Source organism: Bradyrhizobium sp. CCBAU 11386 (assembly GCF_028128955.1).
Lineage (GTDB): Bacteria > Pseudomonadota > Alphaproteobacteria > Rhizobiales > Xanthobacteraceae > Bradyrhizobium.
Map to the genome: position 1 here is coordinate 26,983 of NZ_LBKA01000223.1, position 18,766 is coordinate 45,748.

Below are 18,766 nucleotides of genomic sequence, written 5' to 3' on the forward strand. Positions count from 1 at the left end.
CTCTTCGTCTCGTTCCGCAGTCCGCGCATGCAGGACAAGGGCCCGACGCGGCGGTAGGGCGTGTGTTCCCTCGAAGGCGACGCGGTCGCCCGTCAACTTCACACCGGCTGCCCCACCCCGAGCAAGTTACCTTCGCTGTCGCGAAACCAGGCGCCCCGCTCTCCAACACCCTTGCTGGGGTAATTTCCCGCAATCTCAGCAATCCCCTCGACGGTCTTCAGGCCGGGCAGATCGTACTCCTCGAACTCGACTCCCCGCGCGCGCAGCTCGCGTACGGTTGCCTCGATATCCTCGACTTCCCATCCCATCTGTGTGTGCGTGTGGGATTGCATTCCGGCCGAGATGAATATCGCAAACTCGCCCCCCGCGCAGACATAGCGGAGTCCGCCCGCACGCTCTTCTATCGGCTCGAGCCCGAGTTTCTCGGAGTAGAATGCCCGAGCGCGGTTCAGGTCTTTTGCCGGAAGCCGGGTTGCCACCTTCGCGTTCCCTAACATGGTCTCTCCTTTCTTCGTCTTGAGCTCGTTTATCTGTTCTACTCAGCCACGCGCGCGGACTTGTCGGTCGAGGCTTCCGACCATTCGCCGACGACGCGGTCGAGATCGCAGAGGTTCTGGTGCATCTGCTCCAGCGAGAAGCCGATGGCGAAGAAGCGCTCGGCGGTGTCGCTGGAATGGCCACGGATCAGACCGTCCTGGCGCACCGCGGCAACCGCCTCGGCGTAGTGCTGAAGCGCGACATGCACGGGATGGATCGGCGGCGCGCCGGCGCCTTCGCGCAAGGCCGCGGCGGCCGAACGCAGGAACCGCGCGATCACGGTCGAGACTTCCGTCAAGGGAGCTGCAAGCCGCATCTGCACCTCGGCCGGCAGCGGCACCACGGTGGCGCGGCCGATCATCACGACGTCATGGCGCAGCCGCAGGACCGTTCGCAGCAAGGGACCGGTGTCGGGCCCGCTCGACAGGCGCGCGGCGCGCTCGCGCTCGGCCTCGGCGCCGATCGTATTGAGACCGACCATCGCCGTGCCGATGCCGTCCTGGATCCGGTGCAGCGCGTCGTTGTCGCGGCCGCGCGTCAGGCCCGCAAGCAGCTCGGTGAAGGCATCCGCGATCAGCTCGAGCAGTTTTGCCGCACTGGCGCGGATCTGCCGCACCGCGCGCGAGGGCAGCACCAGGAACGAGACCAGCAGTCCCGTGATGGCGCCGACCGCGACCTCGCTGACGCGATCGATCGCCGAGGTCATGGGGTCGGAGTGATGCATGGTCGGGACCAGCAGCACGATCACGGCCGTGACCGTCGCCGCGCTGAGGCTCGGATTGATCGCGGCGATGAAGGCGAGCGGAGCGACCGAGAGGACCAGAAGCCCCAGCAGCCCGGCCTCGCTGGAGTAGGGAATCAGGATGGCGATGGCGCCGCCATAGATGGCGCCGCCGATGGTGCCGAGCATGTAGTCGCGCGTCGCCTTGAGCGAGCGCCCGACGCTCATCTGGGTGACGATCAGCGAGGTCAGAACCGCCCAGAGCGGCAGCAGCAGATGCAGCGCGGTGGCGATCGCATAGGCCGCGGTCGCGGCCACCGTGACCCGGATCGCGAGCCCCAGCTGCGTCCGCCGCGACCTGATCCGGTCGAACACCTGTCGTGCGAGTGCCATCGTCGAATGTCCCGGTCCGATCCTCGTAAAGCCAGGCAGAAGCATAGCTGATGCCCGCGGCCCCAACGCCGCTTGAAAGGCCAAATCAGCCCGCCTAACTTGCGCGCCAAAACGAGGAAACACGATGGCCCACGAAACCGCAACGCTCGCCGCCTATGTCTTCAATCTGAAATACCAGGATATTCCGGCGGAAGTGCTGGATCGCGCCAAGGTGCTGACGCTGGATTTCCTCGGCAGCGCGATCCGGGCCAGGCGCGAAGCGGAATCCACCCCGTCGATCCTGAAGATGCTGGAGGCGCTCGCGCTCGACACCAAGGGCGAGTCTACCGTGTTCGGCGACAGCAAGACCTGGACGCCGGCGGTCGCGGCGCTCCTCAACGGCGCGCTCGGCCATTCCCTCGATTTCGACGACACGCATGCGGATTCCTCGCTGCATCCGAGCGCGCCGGTCGTTCCGGCCGCGTTCGCCGTCGGCGAGATGGTCGGCGCTTCCGGCCGCGACGTGCTGACCGCGATCGTGGCGGGCTATGAAGTCTGCTGCCGGCTCGGCAACGCGCTCGACCCGACCTCGCATTATGCGCGCGGCTTCCACCCGACCGCGACTGCGGGCACCTATGGCGCGGCAGCTGCGGCCGGAAAACTGTTCGGCCTCGGCGAAAAGCAGATCATCGCCGCCTTCGGCGTCTCCGGCAGCCAGGCCGCGGGCTCGCTGCAATTTCTGGTCAACGGCGCCTGGAACAAGCGCTACCAGGTCGGCGCCGCCGCGATGAACGGCGTGATCGCCGCGACGCTGGCGCGCAACGATTTCGTCGGCGCGACCGAATCGGTCGAGGGCAAGCACGGCCTGCTCGCCGGCTACACCGACGATGCGCATCCCGACAAGGCCGTGGCCGGGCTCGGCAAGACCTATGAGACGATGAAGATCGGTGTGAAGCCGTATCCGAGCTGCCGCTACACCCATGCCGCGATCGACGCGCTGATCGCCATGCGGCGCGAGCACAATCTGACGCCGGACCAGGTCAGGCGCGTCGAGATCGGCCTGCATCGCAACGGCATCACCCTGACCGGCGATGCCGCGACCAAGCGGCATCCGACCTCGATCGTCGGCGGCCAGTTCTCGATGTTCTTCACCGGCGCGCTCGCGCTCGACCAGGGCTCATTCGGCTGGGACGATTACAACCGCCTTGGCGATGCCGCCATCGACGCGCTCGCCGACAAGTTCGACGTGGTGCAGGACGACCGGCTCGAGATCGGCCGCACCCATCCGTTCGGTGCGCGCGTCAGCATCACGACGGACGATGGCGTGCACGAGCGGCTCTATGCCGATCCCTCCGGCGAGCCGAACTCGTTTCCCGATGCGCAGGCGATGCAGCAGAAATTTTTGACGCTGGCGCGCCCGGTGCTGAATGCACGCGCGGAGAAATTCGCGGATGCGATCCTGACGCTGGAGCGGTTCGATCGCGTGGCGAAGGCGACGGAGCTGGGGAGGCAGTGAGCTTCATCTCCCTCTCCCCGTTCTTACGGGGAGAGGGTTGGGGTGAGGGGCTCTCTCCCCAGATGAGATGATCGTGAGACCTGTACCCCCTTCACCCAGATCGCGCCGGACGATGCTTCGCATCGCCGGGGGCATCCGACCTCTCCCCGCAAGCGGGGAGAGGTTAAGGCTAGTTCACCCCCGCCAGCTTCCCCTTCTCGCGCGTTGCGGCCACCACGTCGTGCACGAGATCGAACACGCCGTCGGCTTGCGGCGGCCAGTTCGGCGAGCGGCCGAGCCGCACGATCACCAGGCGCTCCGACGGAATCACGATCGTGTACTGCCCGATCGTGCCCTTGGCGAAGAAGGCATCGCGCGGCCAGCCGTGTGTGATGCGAAAGTTCGCGCCAAAGCTGTCGCCCTGGTTGGTCCAGAAGCCGGCGCCGATGCCGACCCACGCGTTTGGCGTCGCCGTCGCCGAATAGTTCACCCATCCTTCCGGCAGGATGCGCTTGCCGCCGGCGACGCCGTCATTGAGATAGAGCTGGCCGAACCGCGCCCAGTCGCGTGCGGACGCCAGCATCTCGCTGGAGCCCTCGACCGTGCCGGCACCGTCGAGCTGAAGCGTGACATGGCGCATGCCGAGCGGGGCGAACAATTCGCGGCGCGCGAAGCGCAGCGCGTCCGACGGGTTGCCGCCGGCTGCGTTACGGATCAGATGCGAGAGAATGATGATGTTGCCGTCGTGATAGTTCCACGCGGTGCCTGGCGCGGTCTCAAGCGGGATGCTCTCCGCATAGGTGGCCATGTCGGATTCCACGAACTTCATCCGGTTGACGGGCTCGAAGGCGGAGCCGAGCGAGGCCTGCAAGGAGCTGCCGAGCGCAAGGCCCGCAGTGTGGCGCAGCAGCTGATCGACGGTGATGGCGTGGCGCGGATCATTCGGATCTTTCCAGGCCGCGACCGGCGCAGGCCCATCGAGCTTCAGCTTGCCCTGGCGCACCAGCACGCCTGTTAGCGCCGAGATCACCGATTTCGTCATGGAGAAGCCGAGCAGCGGCGTCTCCGGTCCGATACCGTCCGCATAGCGCTCGGCGATGATGCGGCCCGCCTTCATCACGACGACCGCGCGGGTGCGGCGATAAGGCGGCTGTGCGGGCTCCGCGAAGGCGCGGTCGAGCGCGGCGGCAAGCTCGGGACTTTGCGGCGGCACGATCGCGGGGCCGGCGATCTCGGGCAGCAGCGCCGGCTGCCTGTCGTCCGCGGGCACCGTGACGTCGGCGATCGCCGCGCCGTGCTCCAGTGTGCAGCCGAGCCCCTCGCGATAGACGGCATGGCTGCGGCCGATGCCGAACAGGGACACCGTGACATCCTTACGGGCGCGATCGATCTGCAAATTCATCGCCCAGGTGATCAGGCCGGTGCCGGGCATCGCATCGGTGGTCTCGCTGAAATTGCGCCTGGGATCGAGGCCGGAGACGAAGGTCTCGGAGCACAGGATGTCGGCGACGAAGCCGGTGGCGATCTTGGGCACGTCGTGGGCCCTCGCCGCGCCGAGCGCGAGGCCGGCACAGGCGATGGTGGTGGTGAGGAGGACGATCTTGCGGCGGCGGGTCACGGGCTTTCTCCGGCTTCGAGAGGTGTGCCGGGGAGGAAGCCGGAGCGGGCCGATGACCGCTCGCCGGATTTGGAAATCGGCCTCGCCGAAACCGCGCGGGTTGGCCGATTCTGAAATACACTAATTATTTCAATATCTTATAATCCGACGAAATTGCCGCCACGCCCGCAATGCGCTCCCTCTCCCCGCTTGCGGGGCCGCGACGAGCTTTGCTCGCGCTGAGAGGGTTGGGGAGAGGGAGCCTCCGCGGGGACGGTGACAGTAAGACTCGCGGAGGCTCCCCCTCACCCGGAATTTGCTCTCGCAAATTCCGGCCTCTCCCCGCAGGCGGGGAGAGGCGAAGAACTCGTCATGCAACTCCGACCTTGAGCCGCCGGTACTCCGTCGGCGTCACGCCGGTGACCGCCTTGAAGGCGCGGTTGAAGGGGCCGAGCGACTGGAAGCCGGCGTCCATCGCGATGGTGATGACGGGGACCTCGGCCTGGGCGGGATCGGCGAGCGCGGCCTTGGCTTCCTCGATGCGGTGGTTGTTCAGAAACACATTGAAGTTGCGGTAGCCGAGCCGCTGGTTGATCAGCCGGCGCAGCCGGTATTCGGGAATTTTCAGCCGGCCCGCCAGGACGCCGATGGTGATGTTCTCCTGACGATAGATCCGCTCGTCCGCCATCAGGCGCATCAGGACGTCGATGAGCTTTTGATCGGCGGCGTCATCGGCCGCAGGCTGACTGAAAACAATCGGCGGTGCGGGCTCCGCCGCGGCCGGAAACAGATCCGCCCCGTCAACGCGCATCATGGCATAGACGATCGCCGCAACGGTGCCGGCGAGCACGCCGGCATTGATGGTTTCGGCGACATCGCCGACGTGGTGGCCGGCGACGACGATCTGGAGCACCGCGTTCAGCCCGCCATAGAGCGCGGTTATGCAGACGATGAAGACACGAACGCGGCGGCGGCGCTCGACCAGGTCGGCCGGCCAGGAGGCGATCATCTGCCCGACCGCAAGCGCGATGAAACCGAGCACGATCAGATTGACCACCGTCACCGAGAACCGCACATGGCCGCTGGGTGCAATCCAGACGCAGCCTGCGAAGCTGAAGGCCGTCACCAGCGCCCAGACCCATCCGTGCCACCAGCGCAGGCGAAACTCGTCGTCGAACAGGGAGCGTGTGAACAGCCAGAACACCACGATGGTGCCGGTCGACAACGCGATCAGCGGTGCATGCAGGAGCGGGATCCGCGACGTGACATCCACCGAATAGCTCGCCGCATGCGCGGCCGAGCCCAGCGCGAAGGCCGCACCGAGCCGGGCTGCGAGCACCTTGCGAAAGTCCTGTAACAGCGACGCCGCCAGCATCAGCAGCAGCGCGACGCTGGCGGCGCGAAAGGCGTCCTCGAGGGCAGCAAGGGTCATCGGGCGATGCGAACAGTCTCGGATGAAATCAACCGAACATCGTTCGTTGAGCCGGCTTTTTCAAGGACCATCCGCACCACAGGTGTCATCGCCCGGCTTGACCGGGCGATCCAGTACTCCGAGACGGCAATGATTGAATCGATGGGCCGCGGCGTACTGGATCGCCCGCCTTCGCGGGCGATGACAGTTGAGAATGTGGCACCGCCGCCCCCCACAACATCTTGTCCGGCTTTGTCGCGACGGCGACGCCAAATCCTGCTACGATTGCGCCCAAGAAAGTCAAAAGGAGTCCACCATGAGCTGGCAACCCTCCAACGATCCCGTGCTCGGCGATCCCATGTCCTGCGATGCGCTCGATCTCGTCATCGTGCCGCGCACGCGCGACCTCGGCGACGGCTTCGTCGTGCGACGCGCGCTGCCGCACGGCAGGCGGCAGATGGTCGGACCGTTCATCTTCTTTGACCATTTCGGCCCGGTGCAGTTCGTCTCCGGCAAGGGCATGGACGTGCGGCCGCATCCGCATATCGGGCTTGCCACCGTCACTTATCTCTTTGACGGCTCGATCATGCATCGCGACAGCGAGGGCAACGTCCAGGAGATCGCGCCCGGCGCGATGAACCTCATGACCGCCGGCCGCGGCATCGCGCATTCCGAGCGCACGCCGGACGCGCAGCGCGCCTCGGGCCAGAAGATGCTGGGCCTGCAAAGCTGGATCGCACTGCCGGCCGGATCGGAAGAGATTGCGCCGTCGTTCCAGCACTACGGCGCGGGCGATTTGCCGATGATCTCCGAGCGCGATTTCACCGCGCGGGTGATCGCGGGCTCCGCCTTCGGCATCACCTCGCCTGTTACGATGGTCTCGCCCTGGTTCTACACCGAAGTGACCGCCGCCCAGGGCGCGAGCGTGCCGCTCGACCCCGATCATGAGGAACGTGCGATCTACGTGGTGGACGGCGAGGTCGAGATCGCGAACGAGCGCTATGAGGGGCCGCGGCTGCTGATCTTCCGGCCCGGCGACCGCATCACCGTGAAGGCGCTCAAGGCAACGCGCATGATGTTTCTCGGCGGCGATGCATTGGAGGGCCCGCGCCACATCTGGTGGAATTTCGTCTCCTCCAGCAAGGAGCGGATCGAGCAGGCCAAGCAGGACTGGAAAACCGGCCGCTTCGCGGCGGTTCCGCAGGAACATGAGTTCATTCCGCTGCCGGAATAGGCTAATCCGGTGTCCGGCCGCGCTGTCCGGTGCGGCCGGATTTCCTGCCCGAAGGCCCTGTCTGCGAAAGCTTTGCTGATGACCACCATGCTCTCCAGCGACCTGCCCCTCCCCAAGATCGGGCGCGGCAAGGTGCGCGATATCTACGCCGTCGACGACGACCGCCTGCTGCTCCTCACCACCGACCGCATCAGCGCCTTCGACGTCGTGATGGGCGAGACCATCCCGATGAAGGGCGCGGTGCTGACCCAGATCAGCGCGTTTTGGTTTGGCGAGCTCGAAGGCGTGGTGCCGCATCACATGATCAGCGCCGACACCGACGAGATCATCGCGGCCGTGCCCGCCTTGAAGCCGCACCGCGCCGAGATTCTCGGCCGCGCCATGCTCTCCCGCCGCACCACGGTGTTTCCGATCGAATGCGTGATCCGCGGCTATCTCTCCGGCTCGGCCTGGAAGGAATATGCGGCCAGCGGCACGCTCGCGGGCGAGAAGCTGAAGGCGGGCCTCGTCGAGAGCGAAAAGCTGGAGCCGGCGATCTTCAGCCCGGCGACCAAGGCCGAGACCGGCCATGACGAGAACATCACGATCGCGCGGATGCGCGAGGTGGTCGGCGACGAGACAGCCTACACGCTCGAAAGCATGACGCGCGCGATCTACACGCTCGGCGAGGAGCTGGCCCGCGAGCAGGGCATCATCATCGCGGACACCAAGTTCGAGTTCGGCCGCGACAAGGACGGCCGCATCATCCTGATCGACGAGGTGATGACGCCGGACTCCTCGCGCTTCTGGGCGGCCAGTGCCTACAAGCCCGGCCAACCGCAGGCGAGCTTCGACAAGCAGCCGCTCCGCGACTATCTCGACGTCGAGCGCCGCGCCGGCCGCTGGAACGGCGACGCCCCGCCGCCGCCGCTGCCGGCGAGCGTGGTGGAGGCGACCAGCAAAAGGTATCTGGAGGCGTATCGGCGCGTGACGGGGAAAGAGCTGAAGATTTAGGCAGCGGCTGCCGCCACAAACTCGTCATTGCGAGCGCAGCGAAGCAATCCAGAGTCTTTCCGCGGAGAGATTCTGTATTGCTTCGCGGAGCCTGTCATCGGGCCGCGCTTTACGCGGACCCGTTGGCTCGCAACGACGTGGATGGGTCGGTGTGCCGCTCCGGCATTGTCCATCCGGCTCTATTCCATCCCTCACGCATGATTGGCCGTTCACATGATATGGGCGGAACTGTCGGATATTTCATAGTTACAAGAATCCTGTTGCGCTAAGTCCGTAGTCGTCTACGTCTCGGACGAGACTTTTCTCAGGGGCGGGTGCCACGGCGTGACAGATCCAGCAATTAGCCTCGGTCCGGTCACCGGGGTCAGTCCGTCCCTCAAGCGTGCGCTGAATGATATATTGGGCGGGAGCGCCGCCAGCGTCCTGACCGTCACCTTCGGGCTTTCCTACGCGCTGCTGATCTTCACCGGCCCGCTGTCGCCCTATCTGTCCTACGGCATCGCCGCGACCTTCATCAGCTCCGCCGTATTTGCGGTTGTCATCGGGCTGGGAAGCTCCCTGCCCTTCGCGGTCGCCGGCCCCGACAGCTCGACCGCCGCGGTGACGGGCATTTTGGCCGCCTCGCTGGTCGAACGCATCGAAGCGGCCAACCTGTCGGCACCGCTGCTCTCGCCCGTCCTGATCACGCTTGGCCTGTCGACCGTGCTGACGGGAGTCGTGCTGTGCGGACTGGGCCTGACGCGGATGGGCCGCGCCATCCGCTACGTGCCTTATCCGGTGATCGGTGGCTTCCTCGGCGCCACCGGACTCCTGATCGTCATGGGCGCGATCCGGGTGATCACCGATCATCCCGTGCAGTTTGCCACTCTGCTGCACTTCACCAACGGCGTCACGCTTTCGGAGCTGGGCGCCGCCTGCGCGATGGCGCTGGTGCTCTATCTGACGTGGCACCGCTCGCGCAACGCGTTCGGATTGCCGATCATCCTGGTCGGCGGCATGCTCACCGCACATCTGGCGTTGTGGATCGCCGGGATTTCGCCGGAGGAGGCGCGCGCGTTGGGCTGGACCTTCCAGCCGCCGCCGCCGGCGACCTTCATGGTGCCCTGGCACACCGACGACCTCGCGCACTATCCGTGGTCCGCCGTGCCGGACCTGCTCGGCAACGTCGTCGCCGTCATCTTCGTTGCCGCCTCCAGCACCCTGTTCAACACCACCGGCATCGAGGTCGCCGTGCACCGCGAGGCCAATCTCGAGCGCGAGCTGAACATCACCGGCGCCGCCAACATCCTGAGCGGCGCGCTCGCCGGCTATGCCGGCTGTATCTCGGTCAGCCGCTCGATCCTGAATTTCAGCAGCGGCGGCCGCGGACGCCTGTCCGGCCTCACGGTTGCGGCCATATCACTGCTGATGCTCGCGGTCGCACCGGAGCTGCTCGGCTTCATGCCGAAATTCGTGCTCGGCGGCCTGCTGCTTTATCTCGGCGCCGACCAGCTCCACAAATGGCTCATCGAGTCGCGCAAGCGGCTCTCCAAGCTCGAATATTTGTCGCTGGTCGCCATCATCGCGATCATCGTCATCTGGGGTTTCGTGCCGGGCATCCTGATCGGCGTGATCATCGGCTGCGCGACCTTCGCGTTCAGCGCGGCGCGGGTCGAATCGATCAAATACAGCTTTGACGGCGCCGAATATCGCTCTTCGCTCGACCGCTCGCGCGACGACCAGGAGGTGCTGCTGGCTCATGGCGGCAAGATCCAGGGCCTGAATCTCCAGAGCTATTTGTTCTTCGGGTCCGCCAACCGGCTCTTTCAGCACGTCAAGCTACTGCTGCATGAACGCCCGGAGTGCCGCTATCTGCTGTTCGACTTCAAGCTCGTCACCGGCGTCGACTCCTCAGCCGCCTACAGTTTTGCGCAGATCAAGCGCAGCGCCGGCGACCTCGGCGTCGAGCTGATCCTGGTGCATGTGTCGGCCGCGGCCGAGAAGGTGCTGCGCTCCAGCGATTTCATCGGCGAAGGTGTCACCGTCATTCCCGAGCTCGATCATGCGCTGGAGTGGTGCGAGAACGAGCTCATCGCGCAGCATCAGGAACTGGCGCAGGAGGAGGCGAGCCTGCGCGACTGGTTCACGGGGATTCTCGACAGCGAGGACGATGCCGATGAGCTGATCCGCCGCTGCCAGCGCCTCGAGGTCGGGGCCGGCGAGGTCATCGTGCGGGCGGGCGAAGCGGCCGATTCCATGCACTTCATTCTCGACGGCCGCGTCGGCATCATGATCCCCGCCGACGACGACCGCACCACGCGGGTGCGCAGCCTCGGCCGCTACACCACGATCGGCGAGATGGGCCTGGTCGCCCAGACCCCACGCAGCGCGACGATCCAGGCCGAGGTCGACAGCGTGCTCTACGTGCTCACCGCACACCAGTTCGACGCCATCAAGGCGGAAGACCCCGCGCTCAGCCACAAGCTGCTGACCTATTTCGTGTCGGTCATGGCCGAGCGGCTGACCTTTGCGAACCGGACGATCGCGGTGCTGCGGCGATGATGAAGGCGTGGCCCGGATGGAGCGCAAGACAATCCGGGTTTCTTGTGAGGGGCGCGAATCCCGGATTTCGCTGCGCTCGCTCGCCGCGTGAGATTTGTGTCGTCAGGCCCTGTGATAAGGCAGTTGGCGTGACCCATTGCCGTGCGTTGGCTCAATAGCGGCCGGCGCCGATTTCCAGTATGATCCTGCCTGCCATTGGCTCTCCGAGCACGACACGGCGTGCCTCGATGAAGCTTCTCCTATCGCAATCGCTACTTCGGCTGCACGCCGCTCCAGACCAGCGCGAGGAAGACCTCCAGGGACCGCGCAACGGCCCCTGGACAGCGAAAGCGCATTTGGAAAACAGCCATGGAGAAGAAACATGACACGTACGTGTGCGACAAGAATTGCACTAGCGGTCTCGACCTTCGCCTGCGCGGCGTTGTTCTCCTTCACCTGGACTGAGGAGTACGGCGTCTCGATGTCGGTCGACAGTGCACAGGCGCGGGTCGGTCGCCCGCTGACTCCCGTGAGCGCTGCTGGCGTGGCACGTCGACAGACGCGGCGCGCCGTATACGGTGCCGCCGCAGTCGGGGCAGGCGCCGCAGCAGTTGGCACATCCGCCGCGATTGCCGCGACCTCACCTGGATGGGGGGCCGGTACGGGCTATTATGCGGGTGGTGGTCCTTACGCGGCTTACGGCTACTCCACGGAGGACTGGCGGAAGCGAAACGGCATGGTCTGCGCACCCGGCACGCTGACCAAGATGGACGACGGCCGCATGTATCGCTGTCAGTAATGGCACAAACGCATGAGCGGGAGGTGGCTTTCGAGCCGTCTCCTGCATCTTGCGCCTTTGCCAGAAGACGCGCGCCTCGCAACAGCGGGCAAGCCGCTCCTGCAATTCCTCCTGCTTTGATCCAGATCAAGCCGGGAGCAAATGACAAAGGAATGCTGATCACTCGGCTTTGATATCCCGAGGGAGGTTGCCATGAAGCTGATCGACACCAAGCGAATGCTACTTGTTGCAGCCGTTCTCGGCTGTGGAATTTTCGGCTCGATCAATTGGTCACACGACGACGGCATCACTCTCATCGTTCAAGCCGCTGAAGCCAGGGTCGGACGACCGGCGACCCCGGCAAGCGTCGCCGGCGTCGCGCGTCGAACCACGCGGCGCGCCGTCGTAGGGGGAGCGGCCGTGGGTGCGGCAGCGGCCAGCACAGCATGCGTCCGCGTATATGTGAACGGCGCCTACGTGTGCCGCTGATGCATTCGCGCCGGCGAATTCAAATCGCCGGCGCGCAGCATCGATTGGCGGTTACACCCCCGCCATCATCACGTATTTGATCTCGACGTATTCTTCCATGCCGTGACGCGAGCCTTCGCGCCCCAGGCCGCTTTCCTTGACGCCGCCGAAGGGCGCGACCTCGGTGGTGATGAGGCCGGTGTTGACGCCGACCATGCCGGACTCCAGCGCTTCGGCGACGCGCCAGACGCGGCCGAGATCGCGAGAGTAGAAGTAGGAGGCCAGACCGAACGGCGAGGCGTTGCACATTGCGATGACGTCGGCCTCGTCCTTGAAGCGGATCACCGGCGCGAGCGGGCCAAACGTCTCTTCCTGTGCCACCAGCGAGTCCGGCTTGACGTCGGCAAGCACGGTCGGCTCGAAGAAGGAGCGTCCGAGCTCGCTGCGCTTGCCGCCGGTAACGACCTTGGCGCCGCGCTTCACGGCATCGGCAATGTGGCGCTCGACCTTGTCGACCGCCTTCATGTTGATCAGCGGGCCCTGCGTCACGCCGCTCTCGGTGCCGTCGCCGATCTTCATCGCCGCGACCTTCTTCGACAGCTTCTGCACGAACTCGTCGTAGATCTTGTCCTGGGCGTAGAGGCGGTTGGCACAGACGCAGGTCTGGCCCATGTTGCGGTATTTCGAGACGATGGCGCCTTCGACCGCCGCATCGATATCGGCGTCGTCGAACACCACGAAGGGCGCGTTGCCGCCGAGCTCGAGGCCGAGCCGCTTCACGCCGACGGAGGCCTGCTGGTAGAGAATCTTGCCGACGGCAGTCGAGCCGGTGAAGCCGACGAAGCGGACCGCGGGATGCTCGCACAGCACCTTGCCGATCGGCGGCGCATCACCGGTGATGATGTTGAACACGCCCTTGGGCACGCCGGCCTTCTCGGCGAGCACGGCCAGCGCCAGCGCCGACAGCGGCGTCTCGTTGGCGGGCTTCAGCACCACGGTGCAGCCGGCCGCCAGCGCCGGCGAGACCTTGCGCGTGATCATCGAGTTCGGGAAATTCCACGGCGTGATCGCACCGCAGACGCCAATCGGCTGTTTGATCGCGAGCAGCCGCGCATCGGGCCGCTGGGTCGGGATGGTCTCGCCGTAGACGCGGCGCGCTTCCTCGGCGAAGAACTCGATATAGGCGCCGCCGATATCGACCTCGCCGAGCGCCTCGGAGAGCGGCTTGCCTTGCTCGGAGGTGAGGATCAGCGCGAGGTCCTCGCGGTTGGCGACGATCAGATCGAACCATTTGCGCAAGATGTTGGAGCGCTGCTTGGCGGTGAGCTTGGCCCAGGCGGGAAAGGCGCGCTCGGCGGCTTCGACCGCCTTGGTCGTATCGTCCGCACCAAGCTGCGGAACTTTTGCGAGCTCGACGCCTGTGGCGGGATTGTTGACGGCGAAGCCCGGCGTGCCGACCCAGGCGCCGTCGATGTAGCAAGCTTCCTTCAGCAGCGAAGGGTCCTTCAACCGGTCGCGCAGGGTGGCGGTGGTGTGCTGGGCGCGTGCGGCGGCGGTCGGGGTCATGGCGTTACTCCTCGGAGCGTTCGGATCGGCCCGGAATATAGGGACAGACGGCGCACAATGCACCGCCCCGCAACGCACATCAGATGGGAGCTAAGCTGGCAGCGGCGATCCCTTACCTCTCCCCGGCGGGGAGCGGTAAGGCATCGTGCCCGCCGCAGCAGGTCAACCTGGTCTCGTCGTTGTTTAGGCCGCCCCGCTCATATAGGTCTCGCGCCGGCCGATCATGCGCTCGGCGGCGGCCTTGGCGTCGGCTTTCGAGGAGGTCGCGCAGGTCCGGTATTCGAGATCGGGAACGCCCGAGGTGTCGCGGCGGCCAAACCACGACTTCGAGCCGACCGGCAGCAGCGCCAGCGCCTGCGCCAGATTGTCGACCGCACCGAAGGAGTAGAGCGCACCGCTGCCGGCGATGCGGACCTCGTAAATGCCGGGCGAGATCGGCGCCTCGAGATTGTCGCCCCGTCCGGGACGGGGATAGCGCTTCCATTCGCTCCAGGTTGAAATCATCAGAGGTCCCCCTCGCGGCCGGTGCCGGCCGCAAAAATTTGTATCAAGTCCTAACGTCCGCGGCTGATTGGGCCCGTTGCCAAACGCCGCAACGCACAAAATGTTTCAGGTGCTTCAAACACGCGAAACATATCGCCAGAGCCCATCCGCGGTCACGGCTCGTTGCGGCCATCCACCACAGATTGTGACGGAGTGTTGCAGTTGAGCCGCCTTGTCGTCCTGCGCGGGGCGCGGGCCGTCAAGTCACGACATCGCGACCGGCGGAGGCATCGGGACGCGCTTGCCGCGCGGGGCACGCAGGAGGACAATCGATCACTTCCAACAATAATCAAACCGGAGGAAATGCGTATGCGAAGCCAAGCCCAGATCGACGAGATTCTGCGTAAGACAAGCGACGCCAAGGAGATTCCCGGCGTTGTGGCCATCGCCGCCAGCGGTAACGACGAGCTGTATCAGGGCGCGTTCGGCAAGCGCGATCTGTCCAAGCCCGACGCGATGACAGCGGACAGCGTGTTCTGGATCGCATCGATGACGAAGGCTGTGACGACAGCGGGCGCGATGCAGCTGGTCGAGCAAGGCAAGCTGTCGCTGGACGCGCCGATCGGTGAGGTGTTGCCCGACCTCGCCAAGCCGCAGGTGCTCGAAGGCTTTGACGCCAAGGGCGAGCCGAAGCTGCGGCCGGCCAAGGGACCGATCACGCTGCGCCAGCTCATGACCCACACCGCCGGCTTCTGCTACGAAATGTGGAACGGCAATATGGGCGTCTATCTCGAGAAGACCGGAACGCCGGGTATCATCACCTGCCAGAACGCCGCGCTGAAGACGCCGATCGCCTCCGATCCCGGCACGCGCTGGGAATACGGCATCAACATCGATTTCGTCGGCAAGGCGGTGGAAGCCGTCAGCGGCAAGCGGCTCGATGCTTACTTGCGCGACAATCTGTTTACCCCGCTCGGCATGGGCGACACCGGCTTCAAGATCACCGACGACATGCGCAAGCGCCTCGTCGGCATGCATGCACGCGGTGAGGACGGCCAACTCGCATCGATCCCGTTCGAGCTCGAGCAGGCGCCGGAATTTTGCATGGGCGGCGGCGGCCTCTATGCAACCGCGGCCGACTACATCAAGTTCACGCAGATGATCCTCAACAAGGGCCGCGGCAACGGCAACCAGGTGCTGAAGCCCGAAACGGTCGCGACGATGGGGCAGAACCACATCGGCGATCTCAACGTCACCAAGATGACCTCGGTGGCGCCGATGTACACCAACGACGTCGATCTCTATCCGGAGCAGGCGAAGAAGTGGGGCCTCAGCTTCCTCATCAACACCGCCAAGACGGCCGAGGGGCGCAGCGCAGGCAGCCTCGCCTGGGCGGGCCTCGCCAACACCTATTACTGGATCGACCCGTCGCGCGACGTCACCGGCGTGATTCTGATGCAGGTGTTGCCGTTCGCGGACGGAAAGTGCCTGGAGACGTTCGCGGCATTCGAACGCGGGGTCTATGCCGGGCTCGATGCGGGCAGCGGGCAGAAGGCGGCGTGAGGGACGCTGATCTCACCACGCGAAAACTGTCATTCCCCGCGAAAGCGGGGAATCCAGTACGCCGCAGCTTCTCGATAAACCACTGACGTCTCGGAGTACTGGATCGCCCGGTCAAGCCGGGCGATGACAGCGGAGGATGAGGCACGAGCGTGCCTCCCCATCGTCATTGCGAGCGTAGCGAAGCAATCCAGTCTGCCACCGCAGAAACATTCTGGATTGCTGCGATCGCGATGACGGGGGAGAGAGACGGGTCTACCCCGTCAGCCCGCGCTGCTCGGCCAATTCCTTCAGCGACACTTGCGGTCGCGCGCCGATGTGCTGGATCACTTCGGCCGCCGCGAGCGCGCCGATCTCGCCACATTGTTTGTACGGCAGGTTGCGCGCCAGGCCATAGAGGAAGCCGGCGGCGAAGAGATCGCCGGCGCCTGTCGTGTCGACCACTTGCTTGACCGGCGAAGCCGGCGCGGCAACGGCGTCTTCCGCCGAGACGACCATGCAGCCCTTCTCGCTGCGGGTGACCACGCCGAGATTGACGTCATTGCGCAGCTGCTTCAGCGCCGTGTCGAAGTCCGAGGTCATGTAGAGCGAATGCAGCTCGGATTCGTTGGCAAAGACGATGTCGACGGTGCCGTTGCGCATCAAGGACAGGAACTCGTCGCGATAGCGATCGACGCAGAAGGAATCCGACAGCGTCAGCGCCACCTTGCGCCTGGCGTCATGGGCGATCTTGGCTGCCTTGACGAAGGCCTCCTTGGCGTTCTTGGGGTCCCAGAGATAGCCCTCGAGATAGACGATCCCGGCGCTCGCAATCTCGGCCGGGTCGATGTCGGCCGGCGACAGATCCTGCGCCGCACCGAGATAGGTGTTCATGGTGCGCTCGCCATCGCCCGTGACCAGGATGTAGGAGCAGCCGGTGGCGGGGCCGTCCTTCGCGGCGGGCGTGTTGAAGGCGACGCCGGCGGCGCGGATGTCGTGGACGTAGAGCGCGCCGATCTGGTCATCCTTGACCTTGCCGACATAGGCGGCACGCGCACCGAGGCTGCCGATGCCGACGATGGTATTGGCGGCCGAGCCGCCCGAGACTTCCGTCGCCGGGCCCATGTCCTGGTAGATGGCGGCGGCCCGCGCCTCGTCGATCAGGGACATGCTGCCCTTGGTCATGCCGTGCTTGGCGAGAAAAGCCTCGTCGGTCCTGACCAGGACATCGAACAGCGCGTTGCCAATCCCGAGAACGTCATATTTCACGTCAGCCATTCACCTTGATCCTGTTGCCGGATTGCGATTGCCGGGAAAATCCGCTTCCTGTCGGCCTGAAATCTGGCTCGCGGCCTATCACGACCCGGCCTTTGCGGGCAAGCCACGGTATTATGCACGCGCAATGATCCGCTCCTTCCTGACCGTCTCGACGGGAACACTGGCCTCGCGACTGCTGGGCTTTGCGCGCGATTCCATGATTGCCGCCCTGCTCGGCACCGGCGCGGTGGCGGATGCGTTTCTGGCCGCCTTCCAGCTCGTCAACGTGGTGCGGCGGCTGCTCAGCGAAGGGGCACTGAATGCGGCGCTGATCCCGGCCTGGCTGCGCGTCCGTGACCGCGATGGCGAGGCGGCTGCATCTGCCTTCGCGGGACGCGTGCTCGGCACGGTCAGCGCGGCCCTGATCGCGATCTCGGTCGTCATTGCGCTGCTGATGCCGCTGATCATCACGGTGATCGCGCCGGGATTCCTCGGTAGCAGCACCCTCGATCTCGCCGTCCAGAACGCACGGCTGATGCTGCCCTATCTCGCTTTCGCCGGCCCCGTCACGGTGCTGATGGGGCTGCTCAACGCGCAAGGACGTTTTGCCCTCACGGCGTTCTCGCCGCTGCTGTTCAACATCGCCCTGATCGCTGCGATTGCGGTGCTGCTCGTCTGGCATGCCGATGCAACCTCCGCCGCGTGGATGCTGGCGGCGACCGTCGGCATCGCTGGTCTTCTGCAACTCGCCATGCTGCTGTCGCAGCGAAGCGGCCGCCTCGCCACGCCGTTGCGCGTCAACTTCGACAAGGAGATGCGCGGCTTCTTCGCCAAGGCCATTCCCGGCATGATCGCAAGCTCGGGCCCGCAATGGCTGATGGTCGCCGGTGCGATCATCGCTTCGGCCACGCCCTCTGCCGTCTCCTGGCTCTATTTCGCCAACCGCCTGATCGAGCTGCCGCTCGGCATCGTCGGCGTCGCCATGGGCACGGTGCTGGTGCCGGAGCTCACACGCGCCGTCACCGGCGGCGACCGCGACGCGGTGGCGCATGCGGAATCGCGCGCGCTGGAACTTGCGACCGGGCTCGCGCTGCCGGCAACGCTCGGCCTGATCGTGCTGGCCGAGCCGATCGTCCGGCTGCTGTTCGAGCATGGCGCCTTCGGCGCCGATGACAGCGCGGCCACCGCGCGCGCGCTGATGTGGCTGGCGCTGGGCCTGCCGGCTCATGTGCTGATCAAGGCGCTGTCGCCGGCCTTCTATGCCCGCAGCGACACGATGACGCCGCTGCTCGCAACGGCCAAGGGATTTGCGGTCGCGATCGTGTTTGCGGTTCTCCTCGGCCATTTCTTCGGTGCAAGCGGAATCGCTGCAAGCATCGCGGCCGGCGCCTGGAGCAGCGCGCTCTCGTTGCTGCGCAAGGGCACGCGCGAATTCGGCTTCTCGGTCGATGCAAGCGCCCGCAAGCGGCTGCCGCGGATCGTGCTCGCCGCTTCCGCCATGGGCGCCCTGCTCTGGCTGACCGCGGGTCTGGTGCCTGCCGAAGCGCATGGCGTCATCAAATTCATCGTGCTGGGCGTGCAGATCGCGGCCGGAATCGCCGTCTACGGCCTGCTCCTGCAAACCCTCGGCGCAGCCTCCTGGCGCGAGGCGGCCGCCGCCTTGAGGCGGCCCGCACATTAGAGCGTCCGCCGACCGGTCTTCACCTCTCCCATCGGGAGAGGTCGATTTGCGCAGCAAATCGGGTGAGGGGACTTGGTCTCACGATGGAGCCTAACCCCTCACCCGCGCCTACGG

At 65.6% G+C, this 18,766-nt stretch carries 14 protein-coding genes and 1 pseudogene; 8 read left to right on the forward strand and 7 right to left on the reverse strand.

The features are described 5' to 3' along the window. Positions 1 to 98: 98 nt before the first annotated feature. Positions 99 to 497: a VOC family protein gene (locus XI09_RS19850; protein ID WP_271568333.1), complete on the reverse strand. Its 399-nt coding sequence runs from the start codon at positions 495 to 497 to the stop codon at positions 99 to 101. 38 nt (positions 498 to 535) lie between these two features. Further along, on the reverse strand, positions 536 to 1,651 hold the full coding sequence (locus XI09_RS19855) for an FUSC family protein (RefSeq protein ID WP_271568334.1): 1,116 nt from the start codon (positions 1,649 to 1,651) through the stop codon (positions 536 to 538). A gap of 124 nt (positions 1,652 to 1,775) precedes the next feature. On the opposite strand from XI09_RS19855, the gene XI09_RS19860 reads away from it, so the two are divergent. After that, complete coding sequence (locus XI09_RS19860) at positions 1,776 to 3,146, forward strand: MmgE/PrpD family protein (protein ID WP_271568335.1); 1,371 nt, start codon at positions 1,776 to 1,778, stop codon at positions 3,144 to 3,146. A gap of 169 nt (positions 3,147 to 3,315) precedes the next feature. On the opposite strand, the gene XI09_RS19865 is transcribed toward XI09_RS19860, so the two are convergent. Together XI09_RS19865 and XI09_RS19870 are read right to left on the reverse strand one after the other, a co-directional pair. Then, on the reverse strand, positions 3,316 to 4,743 hold the full coding sequence (locus XI09_RS19865; protein ID WP_271568336.1) for a serine hydrolase domain-containing protein: 1,428 nt from the start codon (positions 4,741 to 4,743) through the stop codon (positions 3,316 to 3,318). A 349-nt stretch (positions 4,744 to 5,092) separates the two neighbouring features. Continuing rightward, entirely contained in the window at positions 5,093 to 6,154 is a 1,062-nt protein-coding gene (locus XI09_RS19870) for an AraC family transcriptional regulator (RefSeq protein ID WP_271568337.1), read from the reverse strand. A gap of 295 nt (positions 6,155 to 6,449) precedes the next feature. On the opposite strand from XI09_RS19870, the gene XI09_RS19875 reads away from it, so the two are divergent. The 5 genes and pseudogenes from XI09_RS19875 (at position 6,450) to XI09_RS19895 (ending at position 12,147) form a co-directional block, all read left to right on the forward strand. Further along, positions 6,450 to 7,367, forward strand: coding sequence for a pirin family protein (locus XI09_RS19875; protein ID WP_271568338.1), 918 nt, complete (start codon positions 6,450 to 6,452; stop codon positions 7,365 to 7,367). A 78-nt stretch (positions 7,368 to 7,445) separates the two neighbouring features. Continuing rightward, positions 7,446 to 8,360 carry a phosphoribosylaminoimidazolesuccinocarboxamide synthase gene (locus XI09_RS19880; protein ID WP_271568339.1) on the forward strand — a complete coding sequence of 305 codons (915 nt, stop codon included), beginning with the start codon at positions 7,446 to 7,448 and terminating at the stop codon, positions 8,358 to 8,360. A 324-nt stretch (positions 8,361 to 8,684) separates the two neighbouring features. After that, positions 8,685 to 10,901 carry an SLC26A/SulP transporter family protein gene (locus XI09_RS19885; protein ID WP_271568340.1) on the forward strand — a complete coding sequence of 739 codons (2,217 nt, stop codon included), beginning with the start codon at positions 8,685 to 8,687 and terminating at the stop codon, positions 10,899 to 10,901. Positions 10,902 to 11,262: 361 nt separating this feature from the next. Next, a pseudogene (locus tag XI09_RS45790) lies at positions 11,263 to 11,452 on the forward strand (hypothetical protein); the annotation flags it as partial. A gap of 419 nt (positions 11,453 to 11,871) precedes the next feature. Continuing rightward, positions 11,872 to 12,147, forward strand: coding sequence for a hypothetical protein (locus tag XI09_RS19895; RefSeq protein ID WP_271568342.1), 276 nt, complete (start codon positions 11,872 to 11,874; stop codon positions 12,145 to 12,147). Between the two features lie 51 nt (positions 12,148 to 12,198). Here XI09_RS19895 and XI09_RS19900 read toward each other — a convergent pair whose 3' ends face one another. Together XI09_RS19900 and XI09_RS19905 are read right to left on the reverse strand one after the other, a co-directional pair. Beyond that, positions 12,199 to 13,692, reverse strand: coding sequence for an NAD-dependent succinate-semialdehyde dehydrogenase (locus XI09_RS19900; protein WP_271568343.1), 1,494 nt, complete (start codon positions 13,690 to 13,692; stop codon positions 12,199 to 12,201). 183 nt (positions 13,693 to 13,875) lie between these two features. Further along, entirely contained in the window at positions 13,876 to 14,196 is a 321-nt protein-coding gene (locus tag XI09_RS19905) for a hypothetical protein (RefSeq protein ID WP_271568344.1), read from the reverse strand. Between the two features lie 348 nt (positions 14,197 to 14,544). Between XI09_RS19905 and XI09_RS19910 the strand changes: the two genes are divergently transcribed. Further along, positions 14,545 to 15,738 carry a serine hydrolase domain-containing protein gene (locus XI09_RS19910; protein ID WP_271568345.1) on the forward strand — a complete coding sequence of 398 codons (1,194 nt, stop codon included), beginning with the start codon at positions 14,545 to 14,547 and terminating at the stop codon, positions 15,736 to 15,738. 252 nt (positions 15,739 to 15,990) lie between these two features. On the opposite strand, the gene XI09_RS19915 is transcribed toward XI09_RS19910, so the two are convergent. Continuing rightward, positions 15,991 to 16,992 (reverse strand): adenosine kinase, encoded by a 1,002-nt coding sequence (locus tag XI09_RS19915; RefSeq protein WP_271568346.1) that lies wholly within the window; start codon positions 16,990 to 16,992, stop codon positions 15,991 to 15,993. Between the two features lie 124 nt (positions 16,993 to 17,116). Between XI09_RS19915 and murJ the strand changes: the two genes are divergently transcribed. Then, on the forward strand, positions 17,117 to 18,652 hold the full coding sequence (gene murJ / locus XI09_RS19920; RefSeq protein ID WP_271568347.1) for a murein biosynthesis integral membrane protein MurJ: 1,536 nt from the start codon (positions 17,117 to 17,119) through the stop codon (positions 18,650 to 18,652). Positions 18,653 to 18,766 lie beyond the last annotated feature (114 nt).